The sequence below is a fragment of the Microbacterium sp. JZ37 genome, from assembly GCF_035188445.1.
In the GTDB taxonomy this organism is placed as follows: domain Bacteria; phylum Actinomycetota; class Actinomycetes; order Actinomycetales; family Microbacteriaceae; genus Microbacterium; species Microbacterium barkeri.
Map to the genome: position 1 here is coordinate 210,146 of NZ_CP045253.1, position 25,839 is coordinate 235,984.

Annotated in this window: 23 protein-coding genes; 16 read left to right on the forward strand and 7 right to left on the reverse strand. The window is 71.9% G+C overall.

What is annotated here, in order from left to right:
- Positions 1-35: 35 nt before the first annotated feature.
- Positions 36-5,066: a CshA/CshB family fibrillar adhesin-related protein gene (locus GC092_RS00940; protein WP_324013535.1), complete on the reverse strand. Its 5,031-nt coding sequence runs from the start codon at positions 5,064-5,066 to the stop codon at positions 36-38.
- Between the two features lie 399 nt (positions 5,067-5,465).
- On the opposite strand from GC092_RS00940, the gene GC092_RS00945 reads away from it, so the two are divergent.
- The 4 genes from GC092_RS00945 (at position 5,466) to GC092_RS00960 (ending at position 9,705) form a co-directional block, all read left to right on the forward strand.
- A complete protein-coding gene (locus GC092_RS00945) occupies positions 5,466-6,188 on the forward strand; it encodes a GNAT family N-acetyltransferase (protein WP_271174113.1) in 723 nt (240 codons plus the stop codon).
- A 72-nt stretch (positions 6,189-6,260) separates the two neighbouring features.
- Complete coding sequence (locus GC092_RS00950) at positions 6,261-7,568, forward strand: GAF domain-containing protein (RefSeq protein ID WP_324013536.1); 1,308 nt, start codon at positions 6,261-6,263, stop codon at positions 7,566-7,568.
- Positions 7,569-7,667: 99 nt separating this feature from the next.
- Positions 7,668-9,215: an acetaldehyde dehydrogenase ExaC gene (locus GC092_RS00955; protein WP_324013539.1), complete on the forward strand. Its 1,548-nt coding sequence runs from the start codon at positions 7,668-7,670 to the stop codon at positions 9,213-9,215.
- Between the two features lie 97 nt (positions 9,216-9,312).
- Positions 9,313-9,705: a DUF779 domain-containing protein gene (locus GC092_RS00960; protein WP_282979883.1), complete on the forward strand. Its 393-nt coding sequence runs from the start codon at positions 9,313-9,315 to the stop codon at positions 9,703-9,705.
- 115 nt (positions 9,706-9,820) lie between these two features.
- Here the strand turns inward: GC092_RS00960 and GC092_RS00965 are convergent, their stop codons facing one another.
- Positions 9,821-10,351: a hypothetical protein gene (locus tag GC092_RS00965; protein WP_282979881.1), complete on the reverse strand. Its 531-nt coding sequence runs from the start codon at positions 10,349-10,351 to the stop codon at positions 9,821-9,823.
- A gap of 11 nt (positions 10,352-10,362) precedes the next feature.
- Positions 10,363-11,511 (reverse strand): zinc-dependent alcohol dehydrogenase, encoded by a 1,149-nt coding sequence (locus tag GC092_RS00970; protein WP_324013541.1) that lies wholly within the window; start codon positions 11,509-11,511, stop codon positions 10,363-10,365.
- A 153-nt stretch (positions 11,512-11,664) separates the two neighbouring features.
- Here GC092_RS00970 and GC092_RS00975 point away from each other — a divergent pair, with 153 nt between their 5' ends.
- Entirely contained in the window at positions 11,665-12,162 is a 498-nt protein-coding gene (locus tag GC092_RS00975; protein ID WP_324013542.1) for a DUF2243 domain-containing protein, read from the forward strand.
- The gene (locus tag GC092_RS00980; RefSeq protein WP_324013544.1) at positions 12,159-13,016 is read left to right on the forward strand and encodes a cytochrome c oxidase assembly protein; all 858 of its coding nucleotides are present in this window, start codon (positions 12,159-12,161) and stop codon (positions 13,014-13,016) included. The genes GC092_RS00975 and GC092_RS00980 overlap by 4 nt, the downstream gene beginning before the upstream one ends.
- Here GC092_RS00980 and GC092_RS00985 read toward each other — a convergent pair.
- The 3 genes from GC092_RS00985 to GC092_RS00995 are packed head-to-tail and all read right to left on the reverse strand — an operon-like array spanning position 12,961 to position 15,629.
- A complete protein-coding gene (locus GC092_RS00985; RefSeq protein ID WP_324013546.1) occupies positions 12,961-14,097 on the reverse strand; it encodes a hypothetical protein in 1,137 nt (378 codons plus the stop codon). The genes GC092_RS00980 and GC092_RS00985 overlap by 56 nt on opposite strands.
- A gap of 27 nt (positions 14,098-14,124) precedes the next feature.
- Positions 14,125-14,826, reverse strand: coding sequence for a cache domain-containing protein (locus GC092_RS00990; RefSeq protein WP_324013548.1), 702 nt, complete (start codon positions 14,824-14,826; stop codon positions 14,125-14,127).
- Positions 14,827-14,846: 20 nt separating this feature from the next.
- A complete protein-coding gene (locus GC092_RS00995) occupies positions 14,847-15,629 on the reverse strand; it encodes a FadR/GntR family transcriptional regulator (RefSeq protein WP_324013550.1) in 783 nt (260 codons plus the stop codon).
- A 120-nt stretch (positions 15,630-15,749) separates the two neighbouring features.
- On the opposite strand from GC092_RS00995, the gene GC092_RS01000 reads away from it, so the two are divergent.
- The 10 genes from GC092_RS01000 to GC092_RS01045 all read left to right on the forward strand — a co-directional run bounded on the left by GC092_RS01000 (position 15,750) and on the right by GC092_RS01045 (position 24,689).
- A complete protein-coding gene (locus GC092_RS01000) occupies positions 15,750-16,823 on the forward strand; it encodes an ABC transporter ATP-binding protein (protein ID WP_271174102.1) in 1,074 nt (357 codons plus the stop codon).
- A gap of 69 nt (positions 16,824-16,892) precedes the next feature.
- The gene (locus GC092_RS01005) at positions 16,893-18,068 is read left to right on the forward strand and encodes an extracellular solute-binding protein (RefSeq protein ID WP_416383300.1); all 1,176 of its coding nucleotides are present in this window, start codon (positions 16,893-16,895) and stop codon (positions 18,066-18,068) included.
- Between the two features lie 59 nt (positions 18,069-18,127).
- A complete protein-coding gene (locus GC092_RS01010) occupies positions 18,128-18,955 on the forward strand; it encodes an ABC transporter permease (RefSeq protein ID WP_271174100.1) in 828 nt (275 codons plus the stop codon).
- 7 nt (positions 18,956-18,962) lie between these two features.
- On the forward strand, positions 18,963-19,772 hold the full coding sequence (locus GC092_RS01015; protein WP_282979870.1) for an ABC transporter permease: 810 nt from the start codon (positions 18,963-18,965) through the stop codon (positions 19,770-19,772).
- Between the two features lie 138 nt (positions 19,773-19,910).
- Entirely contained in the window at positions 19,911-20,825 is a 915-nt protein-coding gene (gene phnD, locus GC092_RS01020; RefSeq protein ID WP_324013553.1) for a phosphate/phosphite/phosphonate ABC transporter substrate-binding protein, read from the forward strand.
- Positions 20,822-21,646, forward strand: a complete 825-nt coding sequence (phnC, locus tag GC092_RS01025) for a phosphonate ABC transporter ATP-binding protein (RefSeq protein ID WP_324013554.1) — start codon at positions 20,822-20,824, stop codon at positions 21,644-21,646. The genes phnD and phnC overlap by 4 nt, the downstream gene beginning before the upstream one ends.
- The gene (gene phnE, locus GC092_RS01030) at positions 21,627-22,505 is read left to right on the forward strand and encodes a phosphonate ABC transporter, permease protein PhnE (RefSeq protein ID WP_324013555.1); all 879 of its coding nucleotides are present in this window, start codon (positions 21,627-21,629) and stop codon (positions 22,503-22,505) included. The genes phnC and phnE overlap by 20 nt, the downstream gene beginning before the upstream one ends.
- Positions 22,502-23,266 carry a tyrosine-protein phosphatase gene (locus GC092_RS01035; protein ID WP_324013556.1) on the forward strand — a complete coding sequence of 255 codons (765 nt, stop codon included), beginning with the start codon at positions 22,502-22,504 and terminating at the stop codon, positions 23,264-23,266. Before phnE ends, GC092_RS01035 begins: the two co-directional genes overlap by 4 nt.
- Positions 23,263-23,967 carry a TetR/AcrR family transcriptional regulator gene (locus GC092_RS01040; protein WP_324013558.1) on the forward strand — a complete coding sequence of 235 codons (705 nt, stop codon included), beginning with the start codon at positions 23,263-23,265 and terminating at the stop codon, positions 23,965-23,967. Before GC092_RS01035 ends, GC092_RS01040 begins: the two co-directional genes overlap by 4 nt.
- A complete protein-coding gene (locus tag GC092_RS01045; protein ID WP_324013559.1) occupies positions 23,964-24,689 on the forward strand; it encodes a tyrosine-protein phosphatase in 726 nt (241 codons plus the stop codon). The genes GC092_RS01040 and GC092_RS01045 overlap by 4 nt, the downstream gene beginning before the upstream one ends.
- 180 nt (positions 24,690-24,869) lie before the next feature.
- Here GC092_RS01045 and GC092_RS01050 read toward each other — a convergent pair whose 3' ends face one another.
- The gene (locus GC092_RS01050; RefSeq protein ID WP_324013561.1) at positions 24,870-25,664 is read right to left on the reverse strand and encodes a mechanosensitive ion channel family protein; all 795 of its coding nucleotides are present in this window, start codon (positions 25,662-25,664) and stop codon (positions 24,870-24,872) included.
- Between the last annotated feature and the right edge of the window lie 175 nt (positions 25,665-25,839).

The following is a 25,839-nucleotide window of genomic DNA, read 5'->3' on the forward strand; positions in this document are numbered from 1 at the left end:
CCATCCTCTCGGATGACCGGCCGTCTCTCATCGGGTCAGGCCGCGTCGCGCTCGCGACGACGGCGGAGGACCATCAGGGCCGCACCGCCGGCCGCGGCGACGAGCGCCGCCAGGAGCGCGCCCACCGTGATGGACACCCCCGTGGGCGACAGCGAGCCGTCGTCCTCCAGCTGCGGGGCCGGGGTCGGGTCCGCCGGCGCACTCGGCGCGGGGTCGGCGGGCTCGGATGGCGCGGGCTCCGCGGGCTCGCTCGGCTCCGGCTCCGCGGGCTCGCTGGGCTGAGGTGCCGGGTCGGTCGGCGTCGGCTCCGGGGTCGGCTCGGGTGCCGGGTCCGTCGGTGTCGGCTCCGGTGTCGGCTCGGGTGCCGGGTCGGTCGGCGTCGGCTCCGGTGTCGGCTCGGGTGCCGGGTCGGTCGGCGTCGGCTCGGGCGTGGGCTCGGGTGCCGGGTCCGTCGGTGTCGGCTCGGGCGTGGGTTCGGGTGCCGGGTCCGTCGGAGTGGGCTCCGGCGTGGGCTCGGGTGCCGGGTCCGTCGGTGTCGGCCCGGGCGTGGGTTCGGGTGCCGGGTCCGTCGGAGTGGGCTCGGGCGTGGGTTCGGGCGTCGGCGTCACCGTCGGGTGCTCCGTGCACAGGCGCGAGTCGGGGTCGCACGCGGTCGGCGGCTCCTCGCCCGTCCGGGTGAGGTGGTTCGCCAGCGTGTGATCGCCCTGCTCGTCATACGGGCGCACCTCGACCGTGTAGGTCACCGCGGCGGTGGCCTCCGTGTCCAGCGTTCCCGTGACGTGCAGCACGTCTCCGTCGAGGACGGCCGTGAGGCCATCCGCCGTCGGGCCCTCGACGAGCTCGGCGTCGTCCAGCACGTCGGCGAGCGAGTCGGTCCAGTCCACCGCGGTCGCGGCCTGGCCGTCGTTCGCGAACGACAGCGTGTACGTCACGCGGTCGCCGGTGTCGACGGCCGTGCCCGATGCCGGGTCGGCCGACTTCTCGGCCGTGATGCGGCCGATCGGCGTCACGGTGCAGTCGGCCCCGTCGCACGTCGCGGGCGGCTCCTCGCCCGAGGGCACGAGGAAGTTCGCCGCGACGTCGTTCCCGCGCTCGCCCTCGGCGTTGACGACGACCGTGTAGCGCACGGTCACGACCTGGCCTGCCGCGAGCTCGCCGGTGATCGCGAAGGCGCCGTTCAGCACCTCGGTCACCTGCAGCGCGTCATCGGAGGCCACCGGGGCCTCGCTGAGCGTGGCGTCGTCGAGCACGTCGGCCAGGCGGTCGATGTGCGCGACGGTCGCGGGGCCCTCGCCCTGGTTGTCGAACGTCAGGGTGTAGATGAGCTCCGTGCCCGTCACGATCGGGTCGGACGACGCCTCGACGGCCTTGCCGGTGAGCAGGCGCCCGATGGGCGTCACCGTGCAGTCGGGGCGCTCGCCGTCGGCCGGCTGGCACGTCGGCTCGGTCGGCGGCTCCTCGCCCGCCGGCAGCAGGAAGTTCGCGGCGATGTCGTCGCCGCGCTCGCCGTCGGCCTTCACGGTCACCGTGTAGATCACGGTCTCGACCGAGCGCGGTGCCACCTCGCCCGTGATCGCGATCGTGTCGCCGTCGCGGATGGCCGTGAGGGCTCCCGCGGTCGGCTCGACGGTCACGTCGGCGTCGTCGAGCACGTGGACGAGGTGGTCGACCTCGTCGACGCTCGCGGGCGCCTCGCCCGTGTTCTCGAAGTGCAGCGTGTAGGTCAGCTCGGTTCCCGCGGCGACGGGCGTCGCGGATGCCTCGACCGACTTCCACGAGGCGAGCTCGGGAACAGGGTGCTCGGTGCACGACACGAGGGCGTCGTCGCACGACGGGTCCTCGAGGTCGCTCGGCGCGAGGACGTTGGCGAGGCGGTTGTCGCCGCGCGCGCCATCCTGCCCGACCTCGACCGTGTACTCGACGGTCGTGACCTGGCCCGGCTCGAGCGTGCCCGACACGCGCAGAGCGTCTCCGTCGATCACCGCGTCGAGCACGGCGGAGGACGGGTCGTCGACGAGGGCCGCGTCATCGAGCACACCGGACAGGTCGTCGACGTACTCGACGCCGCCGGCCGCCGTGCCGTCGTTGCGGAACTCGAGCGTGTAGGTCACGCGCTGGCCCGCGACGACCGTCTCGCCCGTCGCCGGGTCGGCCGACTTGGCGGCCGAGATCGCGGGCATCGGGGTCGACGTGCAGTCGTCGCCGCTCTCGCACGAGGTGCTCGGGGTCTCACCCGGCGCCACGAGGAAGTTGTCGGCCCGGTGGTCGCCCCGATCGGCTGCGGCCTTGACCGTGACCGTGTAGGTGATCGTCGCGGTCTCGCCCGCGCCGATCATGCCGCCGATCGCGAAGCGGCCATCCTGCACCTCGGTCACCGTGACCGACTCCGTGTCGGACGACGGCTGGGTCGTCAGATCGGCGTCGTCGAGAACGCCCGAGAGGTCGTCCTCACGGGCGACGGGCGCGGTCGTCTCGCCCGTGCCCGTGACGGTGATCTCGTAGGTGAGCACCGTGCCCTCGGCGACCGGATCGGTCGACGCGGTCACCGACTTCGCGTACTCGACGGCCGCGATGGGCGTCGTCGTGCAGTCGGGGAAGCGTGCGGCGTCGGGCTCGCAGACGGGCTCGGTCGGCGGCTCCTCGCCCGCGGGCAGGAGGAAGTTCGCCGCGATGTCGTCGCCGCGCTGCCCATCCGGCTTCACGGTCACGGTGTACCGCACGGGCACCGTGGCGCCGGGAGCGACCGTGCCCGTGATGGCGATGCGGTCGCCGTCGCGGACGACCGTGAGTGTGTCGGACGACGGCTCGACGGTCACGTCGGCGTCGTCGAGCACGTGCACGAGGTGGTCGACCGCGTCGACGGTCGCATCGGCCTCGCCGTCGTTCGCGAACCACAGCGTGTACTCGAGCGTCGAGCCGGCGACGACGGGGTCGTCGTCTGTCTTGACGGTCTTCCACCACGTGAGGTTCGCCGCCGGGATCTGCGCGAAGTCGCAGCTCGGTGCGCCGGACGCGGTGTCGGCCTCGGGCACGCACGCGGTGTTGCGCAGGACGTTGTCGCCCGTGCCTCGGAAGTCGACCGTGTACTCGATCGTCACCGTCTGGCCCGACGCGAGAGCGCCCTGCCACGTGAGATAGCGCTCGCCGTCGAAGACCGGCTGCGGGTCGACATCGGACGTCACGGTGCCGAAGACCGCGTCGTCGAGCACGTCGACGAGGTCGTCCTCGACGCGCGCGGGCTCCTCGGCCGTGAAGGCGCCGGGGCCCACGTTCGTGAGCTCGATGCGGAACGTCGCGGTCTCGCCGACAGCGGGGAGCTCCTCGGTGACCGCGGTCTTCACGACCTTCAGCTTCGGGAGCAGGTGCACGGCCTCCGCGCAGGGCTCACCCGTCGTCGGGTCGACGCCGCCGTCGGCGGGGTCGCAGCTCGGGGTCGCCGGGTTCTCGGGGTCGTTCGGCTCCCACGCGACGTTGCGCGCGGTGCCGTCTCCGCCGGCCTTCACCGTGGTCGTGTAGGTGATCTCGACGGCGTCGCCCGCGGCGAGGGGCCCGGTCCACGACAGCAGCGGCTCGGCGTACGCGAGGTCGCCCTCGCGGTCGGCCCGCGCGTCGTCGCTGTACGCGGCGTCGTCCAGCACGCCCGAGAGATCGTCGAAGACGACGGCCGGATACGCCTCGGTGTACGCGGTGGCTCCCGTGTTCCGCGCGCGGACCGTGTAGGCGACCGTGTCGCCGGGGCGCGTGTCCGCGGTTGCGTCCGAGATCTTCTCGATCGCGAGGTGGGGCAGGGCGATCGAGAGCGCGTGGTCCTCGACCTCGCCCGTCGTCGTCATTCCCACGGGCGAGGCGACGCCATCCGCCGTCTGGGCGATGCGGATGCGCGCGAAGCTCGCGCCGTCCTGCGCGTCCATCGGCACGGTCCATGCCAGGTCGACGGACGCGCCGACGCACTCGACCGCTCCCGAGCGCTCGCCGTCGTCGAAGGCGCCGTTGCGGTTCCAGTCGATCCAGGCCGCGACGAACCCGGGCCCCGTGCAGGACACGTCCTCGAGCACGTAGGGCTCCCCGGGCGTCACATCGATCGATCCGATCGCGCCCACCGCGTCCTCATCGGCCTGCGCGGTGCGGTCGTCCGCGTCGGCGGCCGCGCTGAACTGGTGGCCGTTGTCCGAGTCGACGATCGCCCCGAGGCGCGTGCGGGGCTGGCTCTGGGTCGCCAGCGCGAACGAAGACGAGGAGACGTTCGTCTCGCCCACCGGCACCTCGCCGCCGGTCCAGGCGCGCTCGAAGAGGGCGCCGGCAGCGCCGTAGCTCTCGGGGGCGTCGCCGAAGTCCGCCTCGAGGACGACGCCGAGCGCGACGGCGCTCTTGCCGCCGCCCTTGACCGTCACCGCGGCGCCGGTCGCGCCGTCCATGTAGCCGATCGCCATCGGGCCGCTGCCACCCCGCTGTCGCGAGGAGCACTGCTCGGCATCCGGGTGCAGGCGCAGGGTCTTGTCGGTGGCGAGGGTCGCCAGCACGTTCGTGTCGCAGCTGCGCGCCCGCTCGATCACGCGCCAGGTCGTGGCGGCCTCGTCGGGCTTGGCCTGGACGTACTCGCCCTGGCTCCGGTTGCTCGACTCCGCATCGGCGACGACGAGGCCGCCGAGCGGCACGAGGGCGCCGTTCAGGCGCGTCTCGCACGAGAAGTGGAAGCTCACCGTCGCGCCGTTGTCGCGGTTCACGAGGCCGTACACCATCTGGTTCGCGGAGCCCGCGCCGCCGATGTTGTACAGGTCGTCGAGCGAGTCGCCGCTGTAGTCGCCCGAGCGGTACGCCGCGACGCTGCCGACGACATCCGTGATCGTGCACGTCGTCGTGAGCTCCTGGCCCGCGATGTCGCGCGTGCTCGTCGCGGTCGTCCCGTTCGTGATCGGAGCGCCGCTCGCGCCCCATTCGATCCAGTCGATCGCGCCGATGTGCCGGCCCGATCCGCCCTCCGCATACGTCGCCGCAGCGGGCTCCGCGACGACGAGCGTGCCCGTCGCTCCGACCAGCCCTGCGACGAGCGTCGTGATGACCGCCATCGCGCCGCGTCGCGTCCTGCGTCGTCGTCCGTCACGGCGCCTTCCGCGCACGCCGAACGTCGGTGTCTCCGTTTTCACCGGTGCCTCCCCAGACAGCCTCTTTTTCGAGAGGGCAGGAGACACGGCGCGCTCCAAGAGCGCACGGCACCAAGCCGAGATGACCGTCGGCCCCAGACCGAACGATCGCATGGGCGTGCGAGCACGCCGAGATTCCCCAACCCCGCCTTCGACCCTATGGGGACTTCTGCCCGGCCACCGTCCGCACTCAGCGGATCTGCAGGTTCGCCCCGCTTTTTCGCCCGCGCATTCACCCCGCCTCACCCGCGGGCGTGTCGGGAAGCGTCCGCGGGCGTCGCGCGTTGCCGCTCGTGCCGCCATCCGCTCGACAGGAGGACTCCCATGACCTCGGCCATCCCGCTGCCCGCCGACCCCGCGATCGACGACGCGGTCCTCGACAACCCGGCCTGGTCATCCCTCACCGGCCCGCACGCGCACTTCGCGATCGGCAACGAGCTCGTGAAGCACTACCCGGCCGACGTCTCGCCGTTCGTCGGCGTGCGCTCGTGGAGCGACCCCGACGTGTGGGACGCGCTCATCGACGTGTTCGGGCCCGGCGCGCCCGTCACGATCTCGAACGCCGACCCCGAGCTCCCGAGCGGATGGGCCGAGCTCGGCCGCGGCTCGGGCGTCCAGCTCGTCGAGACGGATCGGCTCGCGCCCGTGCCCTTCGACGAGGCCGTCGAGCTCGGCGCGGGCGACGTCGCCGACATGCTCGCGCTCGTCGAGCGCAACCAGCCCGGCCCGTTCCTGCCGCGCACGCACGAGCTCGGCCGCTACGTCGGCGTGCGGCGGGACGGCCGCCTCGTCGCGATGGCGGGGGAGCGCCTGCACCCGGCCGGCTGGACCGAGATCAGCGCCGTGTCGACGGACGAGGCCTACCGCCGGCAGGGCCTCGCGTCGCGGCTCGTGCTCGATGTCGCCTTCCACATCCGCGAGCGCGGCGACCGGGCCCTCCTGCATGCGGCGGCCGACAACGTCGGCGCGATCCGCGCCTACGAGAAGCTCGGGTTCGCGCTGCGCCGCACGTCGGAGTTCCTCACGGTGCAGACGCCCGAGCGCTGACCGGGCCTCCCCGGCGGCACCGCGGCGACCTACACTGGTGGCCATCCGCTCCCTCGACGAGGAAGGAGCCCCATGTCGTCGCCGTGGCTGCGCAGCGAGGGCGTCCGCGCCTCACGGCTCCTCGTCGAGCGCGCGCACGATGAGCTCCTCGCCGGCAACAGCGCGGATCCGCGCCTCGCGCAGGTGCGGCCGCTCGTGCGGGAGTCGTGGCGGAGGTCCGTCGGCAGCGCGGTGGGAGCCGAGGCCCTGCCCGCTCTCGAGCTGACCGGAGCCGCCCTCGAGGAGTACCGGCGTGCCCATCCGCTCGCGGGCGCGCTCGCGCTCATCCGCGGGCTCCTCCTCCCCGGCGAGGCCGACGAGGCGGGCGTCGTCGTCGCGGTCGGCGATGCCGCCGGGCGCCTCCTCTGGGTCGAGGGCGACCGCCGCGTGCGCGCGCTCACGGGCGACATGGGCTTCGTCGAGGGCGCGAACTGGGCCGAGGACCGGGTCGGCACCGCGGCACCCGGCACGGCGCTCGCCCTCGGGAGGTCGGTGCAGGTGCGCGGCGCCGAGCACTTCAACCGCTTCGTGCAGCCGTGGTCGTGCACGGCCGCCCCGGTCAGAGACCCCGAGAACGGCCGCCTCATCGGGGTCATCGACGTGACCGGCGGCGACGAGGCCGCGACCCCGCAGGCGCAGCTGCTCGTCGACGCCACGGCGCGCGCGGTCGAGGGCGAGCTCCTGGTCGCGCGGCTGCGCGCGGAGAGGGAGCCGTCGCGGAAGCCGCGTCGACGCGTCGAGACGGCGCAGCGGGCGACGCTCAGCGTGCTCGGCCGCGATCGCGCGCTGCTCACCCTCGCCGGAGACGGCGGCGAGCGCGTCGTCGAGCTCGGCATGCGCCACGCCGAGCTCGTGCTGATGCTCGCGACCCATCGTCAGGGGCTCACAGCCGAGCGGCTCGCCGAGCTCGTGTACGGCGACCCCGCCGCGATCGGCACGCTGCGGCCCGAGATGGTGCGGCTGCGCAAGCTGCTCGAGCGGATGGCGCCGGCGCTCGTCCCCGAGTCCCGCCCGTATCGGATGGCGGGCGACATCGAGACCGACGCGCAGCAGGTGCTCTCGCTCCTCGACCGCGGCGCCCACCGCGTCGCGCTCGCGGCCTACCGGGGCGACGTGCTGCCCGACTCGGCCGCACCGGGCGTCGAGGAGCTGCGCGAGACCATCCGCTCGTCCCTGCGGGAGGCGCTCCTCGCGGAGGCCGGCGTCGACGTGCTCCTCGCGTACACCGACACCGCGGCTGGCGCCGACGACGTCGAGGCGCTGCGGCAGGTGCTGCGGATGCTCCCGGCCCGGTCGCCGCGGCGCGCCGGCGTCGTCGCCCGGCTCGCGGCGCTCGAGTAGCGCCCCGCGCGCAATCCGATGCAACCTCCGCCGACGTAGCGTGACGGCACAGCCACGCGGGGGCATCCCCGCGACGTCGCGCAGTCGAAGGAGACAGCAATGACCATCGTGGAAGAGGGCGTCTCGAGCGTCTACGCCGCCCCGGGCGAGAAGGGCTCCGTCGCCCAGTACCGCGCTCGCTACGGCCACTACATCGGCGGGGAGTTCGTCGCCCCGGTCAAGGGCGAGTACTTCGAGGACATCTCGCCCGTCAACGGCAAGCCGTTCTGCGAAGTCGGCCGCGGCACAGCCGAGGACATCGACCGCGCCGTCGAGACGGCGTGGAAGGCGTTCGCGTCGTGGCGGCACACGAGCCCCGCCGAGCGCAGCGTCATCCTCAACCGGATCGCCGACCGCATCGAGCAGAACCTCGAGGCGATCGCCGTCGCCGAGACGTGGGAGAACGGCAAGCCGGTGCGCGAGACACTCGCGGCCGACATCCCGCTCGCGGTCGACCACTTCCGCTACTTCGCAGGCGTGCTGCGTGCGCAGGAGGGCGGGATCAGCCAGCTCGACGAGAACACGGTCGCGTACCACTTCCACGAGCCGCTGGGCGTCGTGGGCCAGATCATCCCGTGGAACTTCCCCATCCTCATGGCGACGTGGAAGCTCGCGCCCGCGCTCGCCGCGGGCAACTGCGTCGTCCTCAAGCCCGCCGAGCAGACGCCCGCGTCGATCCTGTTCCTCTTCGACCTCATCGGCGACCTCCTGCCGGCGGGCGTCGTCAACATCGTGAACGGCTTCGGCATCGAGGCCGGTGCTCCGCTCGCGTCGCACAAGCGCATCCGCAAGGTCGCGTTCACGGGCGAGACGACCACCGGGCGCCTCATCATGCAGTACGCGTCGCAGAACCTCATCCCCGTGACGCTCGAGCTCGGAGGCAAGAGCCCGAACATCTTCTTCGAGGACGTCGCGTCGGCGCAGGACGCGTACTACGAGAAGGCGAAGGAGGGCTTCGCGATGTTCGCCCTGAACCAGGGCGAGGTCTGCACGTGTCCGTCGCGCGCGCTCATCCAGCGGTCGATCTACGACGCGTTCCTGGCGGACGGGCTCGACCGCGTCTCGAGGATCCGGCAGGGCAACCCGCTCGACCCCGAGACGATGATCGGCGCGCAGGCGTCGAACGACCAGCTCGAGAAGATCCTGTCGTACATCCAGATCGGCAAGGACGAGGGCGCGAAGGTCCTCGCGGGCGGGGAGCGCGTCGACCTCGGCGGCGACCTCACGGACGGGTACTACGTGGCTCCGACCGTGTTCGAGGGGCAGAACAGCATGCGGATCTTCCAGGAGGAGATCTTCGGCCCCGTCGTCTCGGTCACCGGCTTCGACACGTACGACGACGCCATCGCGACCGCGAACGACACCCTCTACGGCCTGGGCGCGGGGGTATGGAGCCGGAGTGCCGACCTCTGCTACCGTGCTGGTCGCGCGATCGAAGCAGGGCGGGTGTGGACGAACACCTACCACCAGTACCCGGCGCATGCCGCCTTCGGCGGCTACAAGCAGTCGGGTATCGGTCGGGAGAACCACCTGCGTATGCTCGATCACTACCAGCAGACGAAGAACCTTCTCGTCTCCTATGCGGAGGGGCCCATGGGCTTCTTCTGATCCGATCGGATCCGCCCGGGCGGGATGACCCGAATCCCCGCCCGGGCGTCGGATCCCCGCGACGACGACGTCGCGGGTGCACAGGGAAGGAGGAGGGATGTCCGAGGAGCTCAGCAGGGTCGCGGTCACCGAGGAGGCGGCTGCTCTCCTGCGCACGCTCACGGCCCAGCACGGGCCGCTCATGTTCCACCAGTCGGGCGGGTGCTGCGACGGCTCGTCGCCCATGTGCTATCCGGTCGGGATGTACCTGACCGGCACGGGCGATGTGCTGCTCGGGACGATCGACGCGGGTCTCGACGACCCGATCGAGGTCTACATGTCGGAGTCGCAGTTCGAGTACTGGAAGTACACGCACCTCACGATCGACGTCGTGCCGGGGCGCGGGGGAGGGTTCAGCGTCGAGTCGCCCACGGGCATGCGGTTCCTCATCCGGTCGCGCATGCTCACGGAGCCCGAGCTGGAGCACTTCGGCCTGACGCCCCGGGCGTAGCCGCATGTCGGGAGCGCGCCCCGGTTCACGCCGCCCCCTTCATGCATGTCTCGTTCACGGCGGGTATCGGGGCGCCGAACCGACGGCGAGTGAGACATGCAGATCTGGGCTGCCGTTACCGGCGTCGCGTGAGGGAGCCGAGGGCGCGCACCGCGAGGACGCCTGCGAGCACCCACGGCCCGACGACGATGATCGGGTCCATCCACGCGTGGCGGAGGTCGATGCGGCCGCGGCCGATGCGCGACCCGACGGGGCGCCGGCTCCACTCTCCCCGCACGCCCGTCTGCGTGATCGGGTTGTCGGGATGGCGCGACGCGAGCGAGCGCACATGCGCGCCGATCGACTCGACGCGGTCGCCGAGCACGAGCAGCAGCCAGTGCCGCAGCTTGCCCTCGCTGTACCGGGCGTAGGCGATCCGGCGGATCCTGCCCGAGAGCCCGTGCAGCGGCTGCGCGGTGCCGAACACGGGCGGCAGCTGCGGATGCTCGATCGAGTGCTCGCGCGCGGGGTCGGACATCCGCTCCTCGAGTGCCCAGGGGGCAGCGAGATCCTGCGGGTCGAGCTCGTGCTCCTCACGCCATCCGTCCTCGAGCTCGATCCCCCAGCCGGGGATGCGCGGGCGGAGCGCGTCGACGGGCTGCGTCATGTCCATCCTCCTCAGTCGTCCGAGACCTCGACGACGGTCTTGATGCAGTCGTCGAGCTTCGCCGAGACCATGTGGTAGCCGTCGACGATGTCGTCGAGCGGCAGCCGGTGCGTCACGAGCTCGCGCGGCGCCAGTCGGCCGGCGCGCACGTGGTCGAGCAGGGCGGGCCACATCGCGCGCACGGGGGTCTGATTGGCGCGGATCGTGAGCCCCTTGTTCATCGCGTCGCCGAACCGGACCGCGCTGTGCAGCGGGCCGTACGCTCCGATCACGGCGACGTTGCCGCCCTTGCGCACGCCGTCGATCGCCCAGTTCAACGCGACCGGAGAGCCGCCCTGGAGCTTGAGCTTCGAGGCGGTGACGTGCTGCAGCCATCCGCCGTCGGCCTCGGCGCCCACGGCGTCGATCACGACGTCGGCCCCGAGGTGGTCGGTCTCGCGCTTGAGGTGCAGCACGGGATCGCCGATCTCCGACAGAGCGTGCGTCTCGGCGTACGCGAACGAGCGCGCCTTCTCGAGGCGGTAGTCGAGGTGGTCGAGCACGAGCACGCGGCCCGCGCCCATGAGCCAGGCCGAGCGCGCCGCGGCGAGCCCCACGGGGCCCGCGCCGAAGACCGCGACGGTGTCGCCCTCCTCGATGTGCCCGAGCCGCGCGCCGAAGTAGCCGGTCGTGAACGCGTCGGTGAGCATGAGCGCGTCCTCGTCGCTCAGCCACTCGGGGATGACCATCGGCCCGACGTCCGCGAACGGCACGCGGACGCGCTCCGCCTGCCCGCCGTCATAGCCGCCCGCCGTGTGCGAGTAGCCGTAGATGCCGCCCACCGCCGTCGCGTTCGCGTTCACGCTGTGGCAGTTCGAGAAGAGGCCCTGTCGGCAGAACGCGCACGACCCGCAGAAGATGTTGAACGGCACCATGACCTTGTCGCCGACCGCGAGGCGCTGCACGGAGCCGCCGACCTCCTCGACGACGCCGATGAACTCGTGGCCGAACGTGTGCCCGATGCGCGTGTCCGGGAGCATCCCGTGCAGCAGGTGCAGGTCCGACCCGCAGATCGCGGCCCGCGTCACGCGGACGATCGCATCGTTGGGATGCTCGATGCGGGGGTCGGGCTTCTCCGTCACCTGGAGCTTGTACGGACCTCGGTACGTCAGCGCCTTCATGTGTCCTCCTCGTCGCGTCGAGTCTGCGCAGGGCGCTCGGATGGCGCGAGGGGGTTGCGGATGGCTCGGCGCTGTGCGACGCCGCGCGTAGCACGACGGGTCGGCGGATGTCCATGGCTTGGATGGCGACGGCGCACGCGAGAGCGTCGGAGCATGGCCGGATCTCCTGACCCCCGGACCCTGTGGGCCGCGCGCGGCACGTACGCGACGCGCACCGCGTGGGCCGGTGCGCTCTTCGGCATGGGCCTCGTCGCGTTCGTCGACGAGGCCGTGTTCCACCAGATCCTGCACTGGCACCACTTCTACGACCGCGGCACCCCCGCGGCCGGCCTCGTGTCGGACGGGCTCTTCCACGCCTTCAGCTGGTTCGGCACCGTGGCCGGGCTGTTCCTCCTCGCGGATGTCGCGCGGCGCGGGGCGCTCTGGACGCCGCGCTGGATCGGCGGAGCCCTGCTGGGCGCCGGCGCCTTCCAGCTGTACGACGGGACGATCCAGCACAAGGTGCTCGGGCTCCACCAGATCCGGTACGTGGACGATGTCCTGCCCTACGACATCGCCTGGAACGCGATCGCCGTGCTGTTGCTCGCGGCGGGACTCGTCCTCGTCGTCCGCACGCGCCCGGCCGCCGCGTGGGCGCACGTCGAGCGATGACGCCGATGTCCGGCGGCCACGCGCACGCCCACGGGGCGGGAGTCCCGCTCGACGTCGTCGTCCTCGCAGTGGCCGCGCTCGCGGTCGCGTCGTACGCGGCAGGAGCGATCGCCTCGCGGCGCGGCGGACGGCCGTGGCCCGTGCACCGGATGGCCCTCTGGTGCGTCGGCATCGCGGCCGCGACCGCACCGGTCGTCGAGCCGCTCGCCTCGACCGTTCACGGCAGCTTCGTCGGACACGCGTGGGGCCATGTCGTGGGCGGCATGCTGGCCCCGATTCTGCTCGTGCTCGCCGCGCCCGTCACCCTCGCTCTCCGCACGCTCCCCGTCACGCCGGCGAGGCGGCTGTCGCGCCTGCTGCGCAGCGCGCCCGTGCGCGTGCTCGCGCACCCCGTGACCGCGGCGCTCCTCTCCTCGGGCGGCCTGTGGCTCATCCATCTCACGCCGCTGCACGAGGCGATGCAGGCGAGCCCGTTCGTGCACCTCGTCGTGCACGCGCACACCGTCGCGGCCGGCTACCTCTTCGCGGCCGCGCTGATCGGCGTCGACCCGAACCCGCATCCGAGCCGATGGACGACGCGCGCGATCGTGCTCGTCCTCGCGATGGCATCGCACGCGGTTCTCGCGAAGCTCCTCTACGCGCATCCCCCGGGTGCGACCTCCGTCGCCGACGAGCGGCTCGGCGCGCTCACGATGTACTACGCGGGCGGGGTCGTCGAGCTCGGGCTCGTCGTGCTCCTCTGCGCCCGCTGGTATCGCGAGAGCGGGCGCCGCGTCGCGATCGGCGCGGCCGATCCGCTCAGTCGAGCACGCCCATCACCTGCAGCACGAACTGCAGGATCACGAAGGCGATGATGACGACGCCGAACCACGAGAACCGGCGCTTGAGGCGCCGCCCCGGCTCGGCGACGCCGCGCGGCGGAGGCGTGAGGGGCGCGGCCGCCGAGAAGGCGGGCGCCTCGTGGTGCCCCGAGGCGATCGGACGCGGCACCCCCGTGCCCGCCGCGAGCCGCTCGTCACGCCAGCGCCCCCACTGATCGAGCTTGTGGATGAGGGCGGCGACGACCGAGAAGAGCCACGCCCAGGTCGCGGGATCGAGCGTCGAGACCTCGCGCCGCGTGTAGAGGAACAGCCAGTCGTCGACGATCTCGACGTCGAGCTGCCCGGCGTGGTCGAGGAAGCGCGCCATGATGTCGGGCGTGAAGAGGTAGAGCGCGTCGGCCTCGTAGCCCTGCGGGCAGTACAGCGCGAAGTGCCGGTCGAAGTCGCCCTCGAGCGACAGCCGCTGGTCCTTGTCGAAGCCGACCGGGAGGTTCGAGCCGAAGATCGTGTTGTTGCCCACGGCATCGAGCACGATGTGGGGCAGCGGTGCGTCGAGTCGGATGGCCACGTAGCCCCAGCGATGCGTGGTCTGGTTCTTCCCCGAGCCGGTCGTGTACTGGTAGTTCGCGAACTCCGCGAACCGCGGCGCGTCGCCGCGCACGAGATCGTTCGAGCGGCGGGCGCGACCGAGCCCGAAGATCATGCCGGGGAGGGCGGGGTCGCCGAGCGACGGGAGGTAGCTCATGCCGTTCGCGCGCGCGAAGCGGTCGAGCCGGTACTGCCGCTCGCGGCGCTGCCCCTGGAACGCCCGCACGCCCCAGACGACCGCGCCGATGATGAAGGCCGCGATGCCGAGCGAGACCCAGACGCCGGCCCCCGAGCCGCCGTCGGCGTCCGTGACCATGAGCAGGATCGACAGGATGAGGCCGCCGAACCCGAGGATCATGACGCCGACGAAGACGATCGCGATCACCGCGATCACCGCGCCGGCCCCGGTGCCGTTCGGGAAGCGCCGCGAGAGCTCGTCGGCGAACCGCTTCACGTCGGCGCGGTCGACAGGCTCGGTGAGGGGGCGCGCGTCGAACGGCACGCTCTGCTGCGTCGTTCCGGACATGGCCTTCACGCTACAAGAGCGCGCGGATCACCCCACGATGACGTCGAGCGCGACCTCGCCGCAGGAGACGCGAGGCAGCGTCGCGAGGCGGCTCCCGCGCACCGAGTCGCCGGCCCCCGAGCGATGGTCGGTCGACACGACGACCCGGCCGACGCCGTTCACGAGGGTCACCGGGAGCCCCACCTCCTCGAGGCGCGGCGTGAGGTCGCGCTCGATCGAGTCGACGAGCAGGTCGAGCGCGGCCACGCCGGCGAACGCGCCGCGGGAGGCGACGGGCGCAGCGATGGTGACCGTGTACTCGTCGCTGCAGAGGTAGTCGACGTAGGGGCCGGCGACGTGCGGGCGGCCCGTCGCGTGCGGCACGCGGAACCACTCCATCTCGCTGTAGTCGATGCGCTCCTTGCCGAGCGACTGCGCCGCGAGGACGAGGCGCGACCGGTCGCTGCCCTGCCACCAGGCGAGGTGGCTGCGTGCGTCGTCGAGCAGGTCGATCGCCGCGACGTAGCCCGCGCCGTACACGGCGAGGTCAGGCAGCGCCAGCAGCGTCATCGCGTGCGGCTGGACGAGCGCGTCGAGCTCGGAGACCGTGAGCGGCCCTGCCGCGCGCACGGCGTCGAGATCCCGCGAGACGGCGGCGGCGGTCTCGACGAGGCTGTCAACGGGCGCGCGGAAGTAGCTCTCGACGATCGACGCGGCACGGTCGACGGCGGTGTCGGTGTCCTGGTGCATGCTGACCTCCTCCTTGAGGTTCACGGGACGTCGTCTGCGCTCGCGGCGGGTCGCGAGCGCAGCTCGATGAGGGTGTCGATCACGGCGGCCGTCATCTCCTCGACCTCGCGGCCGGCGCCGACGTCGTCGCCGGCCTCGATCGCCGCGACGACGCGCTCGAGGCCAGCGCGGTAGGCGTCGCGCGCGGACGCGTCGGCGTCGATGAGCCGCAGGTACGGGGAGAGCTCGGCCTGCAGCTGCATCTGCACGCGGGTCAGCCGCGCCGACTGGCTGAGCGCGACCAGCTCGAGCTGAGCGTCGTCGAGGATGCGGCGCCAGGCCTCGATGTCGGCCGGGTCGAGCCGCTCGAGGTGGCGCGCGACGAGGCGCGCCTCGCTGGGGTCGGCACGCCGTGCGGCGAGACGGACGGCCGCGCCCGTGATGGCGGCGTAGTGGACGCCCATGTCGCGCAGCGCGGTCCGCGTCGCGCGACGGACCGCGTCGCGCGCGTGGGCGAGCGGGTCGGCATCCTCCGCGACGAAGCTGCCGCCGCCGCGGCCGCGCCGCGTCACGACGAGGCCGCGCGAGCGCAGCGAGAGGAGCGCTTCGCGGACGGTGACCGGGGCGACCCCGAAGCTCTTCGCGAGATCGGTCTCGCTCGGCAGGCGCTCGCCCGCGCGCAGGTGCCCGCCGGTGATCGCCTCATCGAGGCGGCGCTCGACGAGCGCGGCGCGCCCCTCGTCGCCGATCGGCTGGAACAGCGCGCCCTGCAGGCGTCGCGGGCCCGAGGAGGCGACGGCGTGCGGCGGCGCCTGTGCGGCCATGAGCGGTCCTCCCTCGAGAGCGGTCGTCCCAACGTTATGCCTTCGAGACTTGAAATATGAACTATGGGTTCATATGTTAAACCTCAGCTTCCGTGTTCGACGATGATCCGAGGAGGAGCGATGAGCTCATCGCCCGCTGCCGCACCCGCCCGCCCGCAGTCCGGCGACCCGCACGTGGGTGCTGTCTCGCTCCGCGGTGTCACGAAGACGTTCGGCGAGTTCGACGCCGTGAAGGATCTCGACCTCGACGTCCGCCCGGGCGAGTTCCTCTCGATGCTCGGGCCGTCCGGCTCCGGCAAGACGACCGTCCTGCGCATGATCGCCGGCTTCGAGGACGCGACGTCGGGCGCCATCTCGCTGAACGGCGTCGACGTGACCCGGGTGCCGCCGCACCGACGGCAGGTCAACACGGTCTTCCAGGACTACGCGCTGTTCCCCCATCTCACGATCGAGGAGAACGTGGGGTACGGCCTGCGAGTGCGGGGCGAGGGGAGGGCCGCGCGCCGCGAGCGCGTGGGCTCCGCACTCGAGCAGGTCCGGCTGGCCCACGTCGCGCAGCGGCTCCCGCACCAGCTGTCGGGCGGCCAGCGTCAGCGCATCGCCCTCGCCCGTGCGCTCATCCTGCGCCCGCAGGTGCTCCTGCTCGACGAGCCGCTCGGCGCGCTCGACAAGCAGCTGCGCGAGCAGATGCAGATCGAGCTCAAGCAGATCCAGCGCGAGGTCGGCATCACGTTCATCTTCGTGACGCACGACCAGGAGGAGGCGCTCACCCTGAGCGACCGCGTGGCGGTCTTCAACGGCGGTCGGATCGAGCAGATCGGCACGCCGCGCGAGGTGTACGAGTACCCGCAGACCGAGTTCGTCGCGCGGTTCCTCGGCCTCTCGAATCTGCTGCCCGCAGACGCGGCCGAGCGCATCGCCGGCCGCCGCGAGGCGCTCAGCATCCGGCCCGAGCGCGTGCGGGTGCTCGGGCCGGACGAGCACGCACGCCCCGGCGAGGTGACGGTCGCGGGCGTCGTGGCGGAGGTCGTCTACACGGGGCCGTCGACCCGGTACCTCGTCGACGTCGAGGGCGGCCTGCAGCTCATCGCCGAGCGCCCCAACGCCCACCATCCGTCCGCGGCCGAGGCCGTCGAGCGCGGCGCCGCCGTGCGCGTCGGCTGGCTCGCCGACCACGCCGCGCGCCTTCCCTGACCGCGGCCATCCGCCATCCACCCATCACACAAGAACCGAACGAGGAGCGATCAAATGCGATCCAGGATGATGACCCCAGCGGCGCTCGTCGCCGTCTCGCTGCTGGCCGTGACCGGCTGCAGCAGCACGTCGGAGGCCGCGGGCGGCGAGGAGGCCGCCGGCGGGCTCCAGATCGACGTCCCCGATGTGCCGATGCAGGAGGAGCTCGGCGACTACGAGGGCGAGGTGAACATCGTCGCGTGGAGCGGTTTCGTCGAGCCCGCATGGAGCGACGCGTTCACGGAGAAGACCGGCTGCGTCGTGAACCGGCGCGTGGCGGGCACGAGCGATGAGATGGTCCAGCTCATGCGCACCGGCGACTACGACCTCGTCTCGGCGTCGGGCGACGCGAGCCTGCGCCTCATCGCCGGCGGCGACGTGGCGCCCCTCAACCTCGATCTCATCCCGAACTTCGGAGACGACATCGTCGAGGGCATGAAGGGGCAGGTCTACGACACCATCAACGGGAAGTCGTACGGCGTGCCGATCGGGCGCGGTGCGAACATCCTGCAGTACAACAGCGAGGTCGTGACCGAGGAGCCCACGAGCTGGGACGTCGCATGGGAGGCCGACAGCCCCTACGCCGGCAAGGTGATCGCGTACGACGCTCCCATCTACATCGCCGACGCGGCGGTGTACCTCATGGCGCACGAGCCCGAGCTCGGAATCACCAACCCGTACGCGCTCGACCGGACCCAGCTCGACGCCGCGATCGAGCTGCTCCAGCAGCAGAACGAGATCGTGTCGGAGTACTGGGCCGATCCGGCCGCGCAGATCACCTCCTTCGTCGGCGGGACGACCGTGCTCGGCACGTCGTGGGAGGTGCTGCGCAAGCTCACCGAGGACGAGAAGTTCAAGAGCGTGCTGCCCGAGGAGGGCTCGACCGGATGGTCGGACGCCTGGATGCTCGCGGCCGAGGCCGAGAACCCCAACTGCGCGTACGCGTGGATGGACTACACCTCGTCGCCCGAGGTGAACGGCGCGATCGCGATGAACTTCGGCATGGCCCCCGCCAACGCCGCCTTCTGCGAGACGAGCGACGAGGCGAAGGAGCACTGCGAGTACTACCACGCGACCGACGAGGAGTACTTCGACAAGGTGTGGTTCTGGACCACGCCGATCGAGCAGTGCGTCGACGGCCGCACGGATGTGACGTGCACCAACTTCCAGCAGTGGACGGACGCCTGGCTCTCCGTCAAGAGCTGACCAGCCCGGCGGGGCGGACCCCAGCCGCCCCGCCGTCTCCTCTTCACGACAGGACGACCATGAAACGGCGACTCCAGCTCGCGGGCCTGCTCGCGCTCCCGATGGCCTGGCTCATCGGCATCTACATCTTCTCGCTCGTCATGCTGCTCGTGACGGCGTTCTGGGTGACCGACCCCTTCACCTCGAAGGTCGAGCCCGGGTTCACCCTGCGCAACTTCGAGCAGCTCGTCGCGAATCCCGCCTACCTCTCGACCGCGCTGCGCACCCTCGCGATCGCCCTCGCGGTCACCGTGCTCTGCATCCTCATCTCGGTGCCGCTGGGCATCTTCATGGCGAAGATCGCGCCGACGTGGCTGCGCGCCGTGCTCGCGGTCGCGATCACGCTCCCGCTGTGGGCGGGCTACCTCGTGAAGATCCTCGCGATGCGCATCACCTTCACGGAGGACGGCTTCTTCAACGCCGTGATGGCGCCGCTCGGGATCACGGGCCCCGGGTTCAGCGTGATCACGGTCGTGCTCACGCTCACCTACCTGTGGCTGCCGTACATGGCCGTGCCCGTCTACACGGCCATCCGCCAGCTGCCTCCGAATCTCTTCGACGCGTCCGCCGACCTCGGCGCGGGCGCGGGCCGCACCATCCGCACGGTCGTGATCCCGCTCGTGAAGCCCGCGATCATCGCCGGCTCGATCTTCACGTTCTCGCTGAGCCTCGGCGACTACATCGCGGCCAAGTTCGTCGGCGGGTCCACGCAGATGATCGGCAGCGTCATCGCCTCGAACATCAACCTCAACCCCCCGATCGCGGCGGCCTTCTCGGTCGTGCCGATCGCCTTCGTCGTCATCTACCTGATCAGCGTGCAGCGCACCGGCGCGCTGCAGCGGATGTGAGGCCGTCATGCTCAGACTCTCCCTCGGCGCGCGGATCGCGCTCGGCGCCATCGTCGCGGCCGTCCTCGCGTTCATGTACGTGCCGCTCCTGCTCGTCGTGCTCAACTCGTTCAACGAGGCGCGCATCGCGAGCTGGCCCATCCGCGGCTTCTCGCTGCAGTGGTGGGGAGCCGCGCTCGCGAGCGAGCCGGTGCGCGCCGCCGTGGGCAACTCGGTCGCGGTCGGGCTCGGCGCGACCGCGATCGCCCTCGTGCTGGGGACCCTCGTCGCCTTCGCGCTGCAGCGCCACGCCTTCTTCGGCAAGCAGACCGTGAACCTGCTCGTCGTGCTGCCGATCGCGCTTCCCGGCGTCGTCACGGGTGTCGCGCTCAACAACACCTACAACCAGCTGCTCGAGCCGATCGGCATCCACGTCGGCTACTTCGGCATGATCATCGCGCACGGCACCTTCTGCATCGTCATGGTGTTCAACAACGTGCTCGCGCGACTGCGGAGGCTGAGCCCCAACGTCGAGGAGGCCTCCGCCGACCTCGGCGCGACGCCGTGGCAGACGTTCCGCATGGTGACGTTCCCGCAGTTCCGCAGCGCGTTCGCCGCGGGCGGCATCCTCGCGTTCGCGCTCAGCTTCGACGAGGTCGTCGTGACGATCTTCACGGCGCCCGCCGGCGTCGACACCCTGCCCCTGTGGATCATGAACCAGATGGCCCGGCCGAACGAGGCGAGCGTGGTCAACGTGGTCGCGACGGTCATCATCGTGCTGTCGTTCATCCCCGTGTGGATCTCGCAGCGACTCGCGAGCGAGCGCGACGGGGTGTGAGGGGGCGGGCGCGCCGTCACGGGATGTTCACCTCGGATTCCCTTCCGGGTACGGCGGTCTCGTAATTCGGTGTCACCTCGACCGGGTTGCCTTTCGATATCGCCCGTCGCGATATCTCCTCCCGAAAGGACACCCGCCATGCGCGCCCGCGCTCTCCCCGCCCTCGGCCTCCTCGCCCTCGGAGCCGTCGCCCTCTCCGCGTGCTCGAGCTCGTCATCCGACGATGCCGCGGCCGCCGCGTCCGACGCGCCCATCACGTTCGCCACGACGCCCCTCGGCGACGACCCGACCGCCGAGAACCCCATCGAGGCGTTCGCCGGTCTCGTCGAGGAGGAGACCGGCCGCGCGGTCGAGATCGTCGACGTGCCCGACTACACGGCCGTCGTCGAGGCGATCCGCAACCACCACGTCGACATCGGGTTCATGAGCGGCTTCCCGTCGGCGCTCGCCGTCAACACGGGCGAGGTCGATGCGCTCCTCGCGTGGCCGGGCAGCGACGAGCCCGTGTCGACGTGCCTCGTGCTCGACGACTCGCCCCTCCAGTCGCTCGAGGACATCACGCCCGAGACGGTCGTCGCGTTCGCCGACCCCGCATCGAGCTCGGGGTACTTCATGCCCGTCGCGATGCTCGACGCCGCCGGCCTCGAGAAGGACGCCGACTACACGGCGATGTTCTCGGGCGGCCACGACATGAGCTTCATCGCCCTCAAGGAGGGCCAGGTCGACGTGGCGTGCACGTCGACGATCTTCCCCACGATGACGGGGACCGACATGTTCCCGTTCGCCGAGGGCGAGACGCGCTCGATCGGCGAGAGCGACTCGATGCCCGTCGCGGTGACCGTGCTCGCCGACCAGGGCATCGCCGACGACAAGCGGGAGCTCCTGCTCGAGGCGCTTCCGAAGGTCTTCGTCGAGGAGAACGCCGAGGCCCTCGGCGCGATGTTCGAGGCGATGCAGGGCACCGAGCCGATCCTCGAGCCGGAGGACGAGCTCTTCGAGCCGTTCGTGGACATCGCCGCGATCGCCGACGTCGACATCTCGGACCTCGGATGAGCCCCGCGGACACGGCCGTCGAGCCGACCACGGCCGAGCTGCGCCAGCGGCTGCCGCTCGTCTCGGTGCGCGGGCTGAAGGTCGCGTACGGAGACGGCCCGCTGGTTCTCGACGGCGTCGACCTCGACCTCTTCCCCGGCGAGATGGTCGCGCTGCTCGGCTCGTCGGGCTCGGGCAAGTCGACGCTCATGAAGAGCCTGACGGGCTTCGCGCCCATCACGGATGGCGCGGTGCGCGTCGGCGGGTACGACATGGCGAACCTGCGCCGCGGGCAGCTGCGGCAGGTGCGCGCGTCCGTCGGCCAGGTGTTCCAGCAGTTCAACCTCGTCGGCCGGCTCAGCGTGCTCACGAACGTCCTGACCGGCGCGCTTCACGACGCAGGGCCGCTCAACCTCGTGGGCGGCTTCTCGAGCGCGCACCGGCGCCGCGCGCTCGAGCTGCTCGACCGCGTCGGCATCGCGCACAAGGCGCAGGACGAGGCGCGATCGCTCTCGGGCGGCCAGCAGCAGAGGGTCGCGATCGCGCGCGCCCTCATGCAGGCGCCCAAGGTCATCCTCGCCGACGAGCCGGTGGCATCCCTCGACCCGCGCATGTCGCACCAGGTGCTTGAGCTGCTGCACGAGATCGCCCGCGAGGACGGCATCCCCGTGCTCGTGAGCCTGCACGTCATGCCGCTCGCGCTCGCGCACTCCGACCGCATCGTCGGACTCCGGCACGGCGAGATGCTCGTGTCGGCGCCGACCGCCCAGCTCGACGCGACCGCGCTCGAGCCCATCTACGCGCACGACGAGGAGGAGCAGGATGTCGACGGCATCGCCTGAGCGCACGGCGCGGGCCTCGGGCTCCGCGGGGGCCGGCCGCGACCGCGCTCCGCGGAGTCCGCAGCTGGACCCGCGGGACCGGGAGCGGATGGCGCGGGCCTTCCGCGTGCCGCGCGCGCGGTTCCTGCTCGGGCTGCCCGTCGCGGCCCTCCTTCTCGTGTGGTCGTTCACGGGCGCGGGCTTCGACGTCGGCAAGCTCGGCGAAGGCGCCGTCAACATGGGCGCCTTCCTCTCTCGCCTCTTCCCGCCGACCTGGGACAAGTTCGGCACGATCGCGGAGCTCCTCGTGGAGACCCTGCAGATGGCGATCGTCGGGACCCTGCTCGGCGCCGTGCTGTCGCTCCTCGTCGCGTTCGGCGCCGCGTCGAACATCGCCCCGCGCTGGCTGTACTACCCCACGCGCTGGGTCATGAACGTCATCCGGTCGCTGCCCGACCTCGTGTTCGCGCTCATGTTCGTCTCGGCCGTCGGCCTCGGGCCCTTCGCCGGCATCCTCGCGATGACGATCGGCTCGATCGGGTCGATCGGCAAGGTGTTCGCGGAGGCCATGGAGTCGGTCGACCGCGGACCGGTCACCGCGATGCAGGCGGTCGGAGCCTCGCCGCGCCAGGTCGTGCAGTACGGCGTCCTGCCGCAGGCGGCCCCGCTCCTCGTCTCCTACACGCTGCTCCTGTTCGAGGGCAACGTCCGCGGCGCCACGATCCTCGGCATGGTCGGGGCGGGCGGCATCGGCCTCGAGCTCACCACCGCCATGAAGATGTACGACTACGGCCACCTCTCCGCGATCGTCATCTGCATCATCGTGCTCGTCACGGTCATCGACCAGGCAAGCGCCGTCATCCGAAGGAAGATCACATGACCGTCGTCGACGCCCCGGCCATCGCGCTCTCCGCGCCCGTCAACCTCCGCGACCTCGGCGGCATCCCCGTCGCCGGGGGAGCGGTGCGCGAGGGCTTCGCGATCCGCGCCGACGACCTCTCGATCGTCACCGAGGAGGACGCCGCCCGCCTCGTCGCCGCCGGCCTGCGGGCGGTGGTCGACCTGCGCTCCTCCGACGAGGTGGCGCTCACGGGCCGCGGGCCGTTCGGAGCGCTCGCCGACGTGAACTACCACCACGTGCCGTTCCTCGCGTCGATCGGCGACGGCATCGACGACATCGAGCTCGACCAGTCGTCGTTCGCGGGCATGTACGTGCGGATGTTCGAGGGCGCCGCCGCGCAGATCGTCACGGCGCTCGCGATCATCGCGCACACCCCCGGAACGGTCGCGTTCCACTGCGCCGCCGGGCAGGACCGCACGGGGGTGCTCGCGGCGGCGATCCTGCTGACGCTCGGCGCCGAGCCGGACGACATCGTCGCGGACTACGCCCGCACGGGCGAGAACACCGCAGCGATCATGCGGCGGATCGCGCCGGTCATGCAGCCGCTCATGGCGCGATACGGATTCGATCTCGATGACGCGGCCCGCGCGGCCGCTCGCGCCGAGTTCTCGCCGGCGCCCATGCGGGGCCTGCTCGGCGCGCTCGCGACGCGCCACGGGGATCCGCTCGCTCCGCTCCGCTCCGCCGGCCTCACCGACGCGCTCATCGGCCGCCTGCGCGAGCGCGCGCTCGCCGCATGAGCGCGACCGCAGCCTCCGTGCGGGCCGGCGCCGCGCCATCCGCTCGTCGTGTCGAGCGGAGCGGGATCGCGGAGGGCGGCGCGACGTCGGCTCGACGGCCCGGTCGCCCGCGTGCCGAGGGACACGACGCACGGATCCTCGCCGCCGCGGTCGAGCTGCTCGAGCGCGGCGAGGAGGTGACCGTCAGCAGGGTCGTCGAGCTGAGCGGCGTCAGCCGCGCCGCGCTCTACCGGCGGTGGCCGAGCATGACCGATCTGCTCGCGGCGGCCCTCGACGTCGGGCGCGAGGCGCCGCGCATCCCGCTGGGTGATGACCTGCTCGCGGCGCTCCTCGCGGCGTACACGACCGGATCGGCGGGGCCGGGCTACACGGAGGAGCGCTTTCGGCTGCGGCTGCGGCTCGCGATGACGGACCGCAAGCTCGCGCAGGCGTACTGGCGCTCGCACGTCGCGCGACGGCGCGGCGGCGTCGCCGCGCTGCTCGCCGAGGGCGTCCGCCGGGGCGAGCTGCGCGACGATCTCGACATCGACGCGTGCATCGACCTCATCAACGGCGTCTTCTACTATCAGTTCGTCGTGCGGGGTGTGAACTTCGACGATCCCGCCGCCGTCGCGCGCTGCGAGAAGGCCGTCCGCGTAGCCTGGCGGGGGATGGCCGCAGACCCTCCGGCCGCCGACGCCGCCCACGAGGAGGACGAATGAGCATCCGCGAGATCCCCCGAGGCCTGGTGAACCTCCGCGACGTCGCATCGTCGACCGCGCGCGTGCGGCCGGGCGTGCTTCTGCGCAGCGACGCCCCGCACTCGGGCGACGACGCCCCCGAGGTGGGGGAGTGGCCGCCCGCCGTCGTCGTCGACCTCCGCGACGACGCCGAGAAGAGCGAGGACCATCCGCTGCTCGGCGTGTGCCGAGTCGTGGACCTGCCGCTCCTGGGCGGCCGCGCCACCATGGACGCCGACGAGGAGGACGTCGCGGCGTTCCTGCGCGCGGGACTCGGCGGGATGTACGCCTCGATGCTCGAGGGCGAGGCCGCGGCGCTGCTCGTGCGCGCGATCGAGGAGATCGCCCAGGCGGATGGCCCCGTCCTCGTCCACTGCACGGCAGGGAAGGACCGGACGGGCGTCACGGTCGCGCTCGCTCTCGCCCTCGTCGGCGTGCCGGGCGACGAGATCGTCGCGGACTACGTCCGCACGGCCGAGAACATGCCGCACGTGCACGCCCGCGCACGGCGCACGGTCGCGGCGCGGACCGTCGGCGTGCAGCTCGCGCTCGACATCCCGAAGGAGATCCTGTCGGCGCCGGCGGCGGCGATGGAGGGGTTCCTCGACGACCTCGCCTCGCGAGGCGGCGCCGAGGCGTGGTTCCTCGCGGCGGGCGGCACTCCCGAGATCGTCGCCGCGCTGCGCCGTCGCCTCCGCGCGTAGCCGCTCGCGGACATCCGCCGGGATCGCCGAGGCGCCCGCGGTGCGCGCGCCGGAACGGCCGCTGCTCGCGGTGCGTGCGCCGGGTGTCTCGCTCGCATGCGGATGCCGCGGCCCGATCGTCCCCCGATGATCGAGCCGCGGCATCCGTGCCGACGCGACCGAGCGCGCCGGCGGGTCCGCTCAGACGGCGGGCGGCTGCGGCGGCAGCTGCGTGCCCGGCTCGGGCGGAAGGGTCGTCGCCTCGCGACGGGTCGGCGGCGTGGTGCTCGGCGGGCCGGGCACCGATGTCGCGGCCGCCGTGTCGGCCTTGCCCAGCTCGCCCTCGACGGCGCCGAGCCACTTCTCCCAGCGCGAGCGCATCGGGCCGATGAGCCCGCCGCCGATGCCGACGATCGCGATGCCGACGATGGCGGCGAGCACGGCGACGAGGATGGGCATGGTCACCGTGACGGCGATGCCGATCTGGTTGAGCGCGGCGATGACGCCCATGGCGATGATCGAGATGACGACGATCTTCGTGAGGATCGACCCGAAGCGGAACCTCGCGAGCGCGGGTCGCATGAGGTCGCCGACGAAGTTCGCGATCGCGGCGACGACGATGACGATCACGACCGCGACGAGCACGCGAGGCAGCCAGCTGATGATCTCGGTGACGATCCCGGACACGGGGTTGTCAGGGCCGAACGCGCCCAGCGCGAGCAGCAGCGCGATGAGGAGCACGAAGTAGTACACGAGCTTGACGACGAGCGTCAGCGGGTCGATGCCCGTCGGCGCGAGCAGCTTCGTGATGCCGGCCTTGTCGAGCAGCCGCTGGAATCCGATCCTCTTGAAGAGGTACTCGAGCGCCTTGGCGATGCTCTTCGCGATGAGCCATCCGATCAGCAGGATGACGAGGAAAACGATGAGCTGCAGGATGAAGCTCCCGACACCGGCGAGCATGTCGCCGATCCCTGCGGTGATTCCGGACCAGTCCATGGTCTGTACCTCCCCCTTCGTCGGCCCGAGCGAGACGATCCCGGACGGGCGTTCTGCCTCCGGTCTAGCGACGGGGCGCGCGCGGCGTCAACGGATGCCGTGGCATCCAGCGGTGTATCGAGCTCCTTCCCCGGGGTGAAGAGGCGGGAGCTCGCGGGAGGAAGTGCCCGGGGAA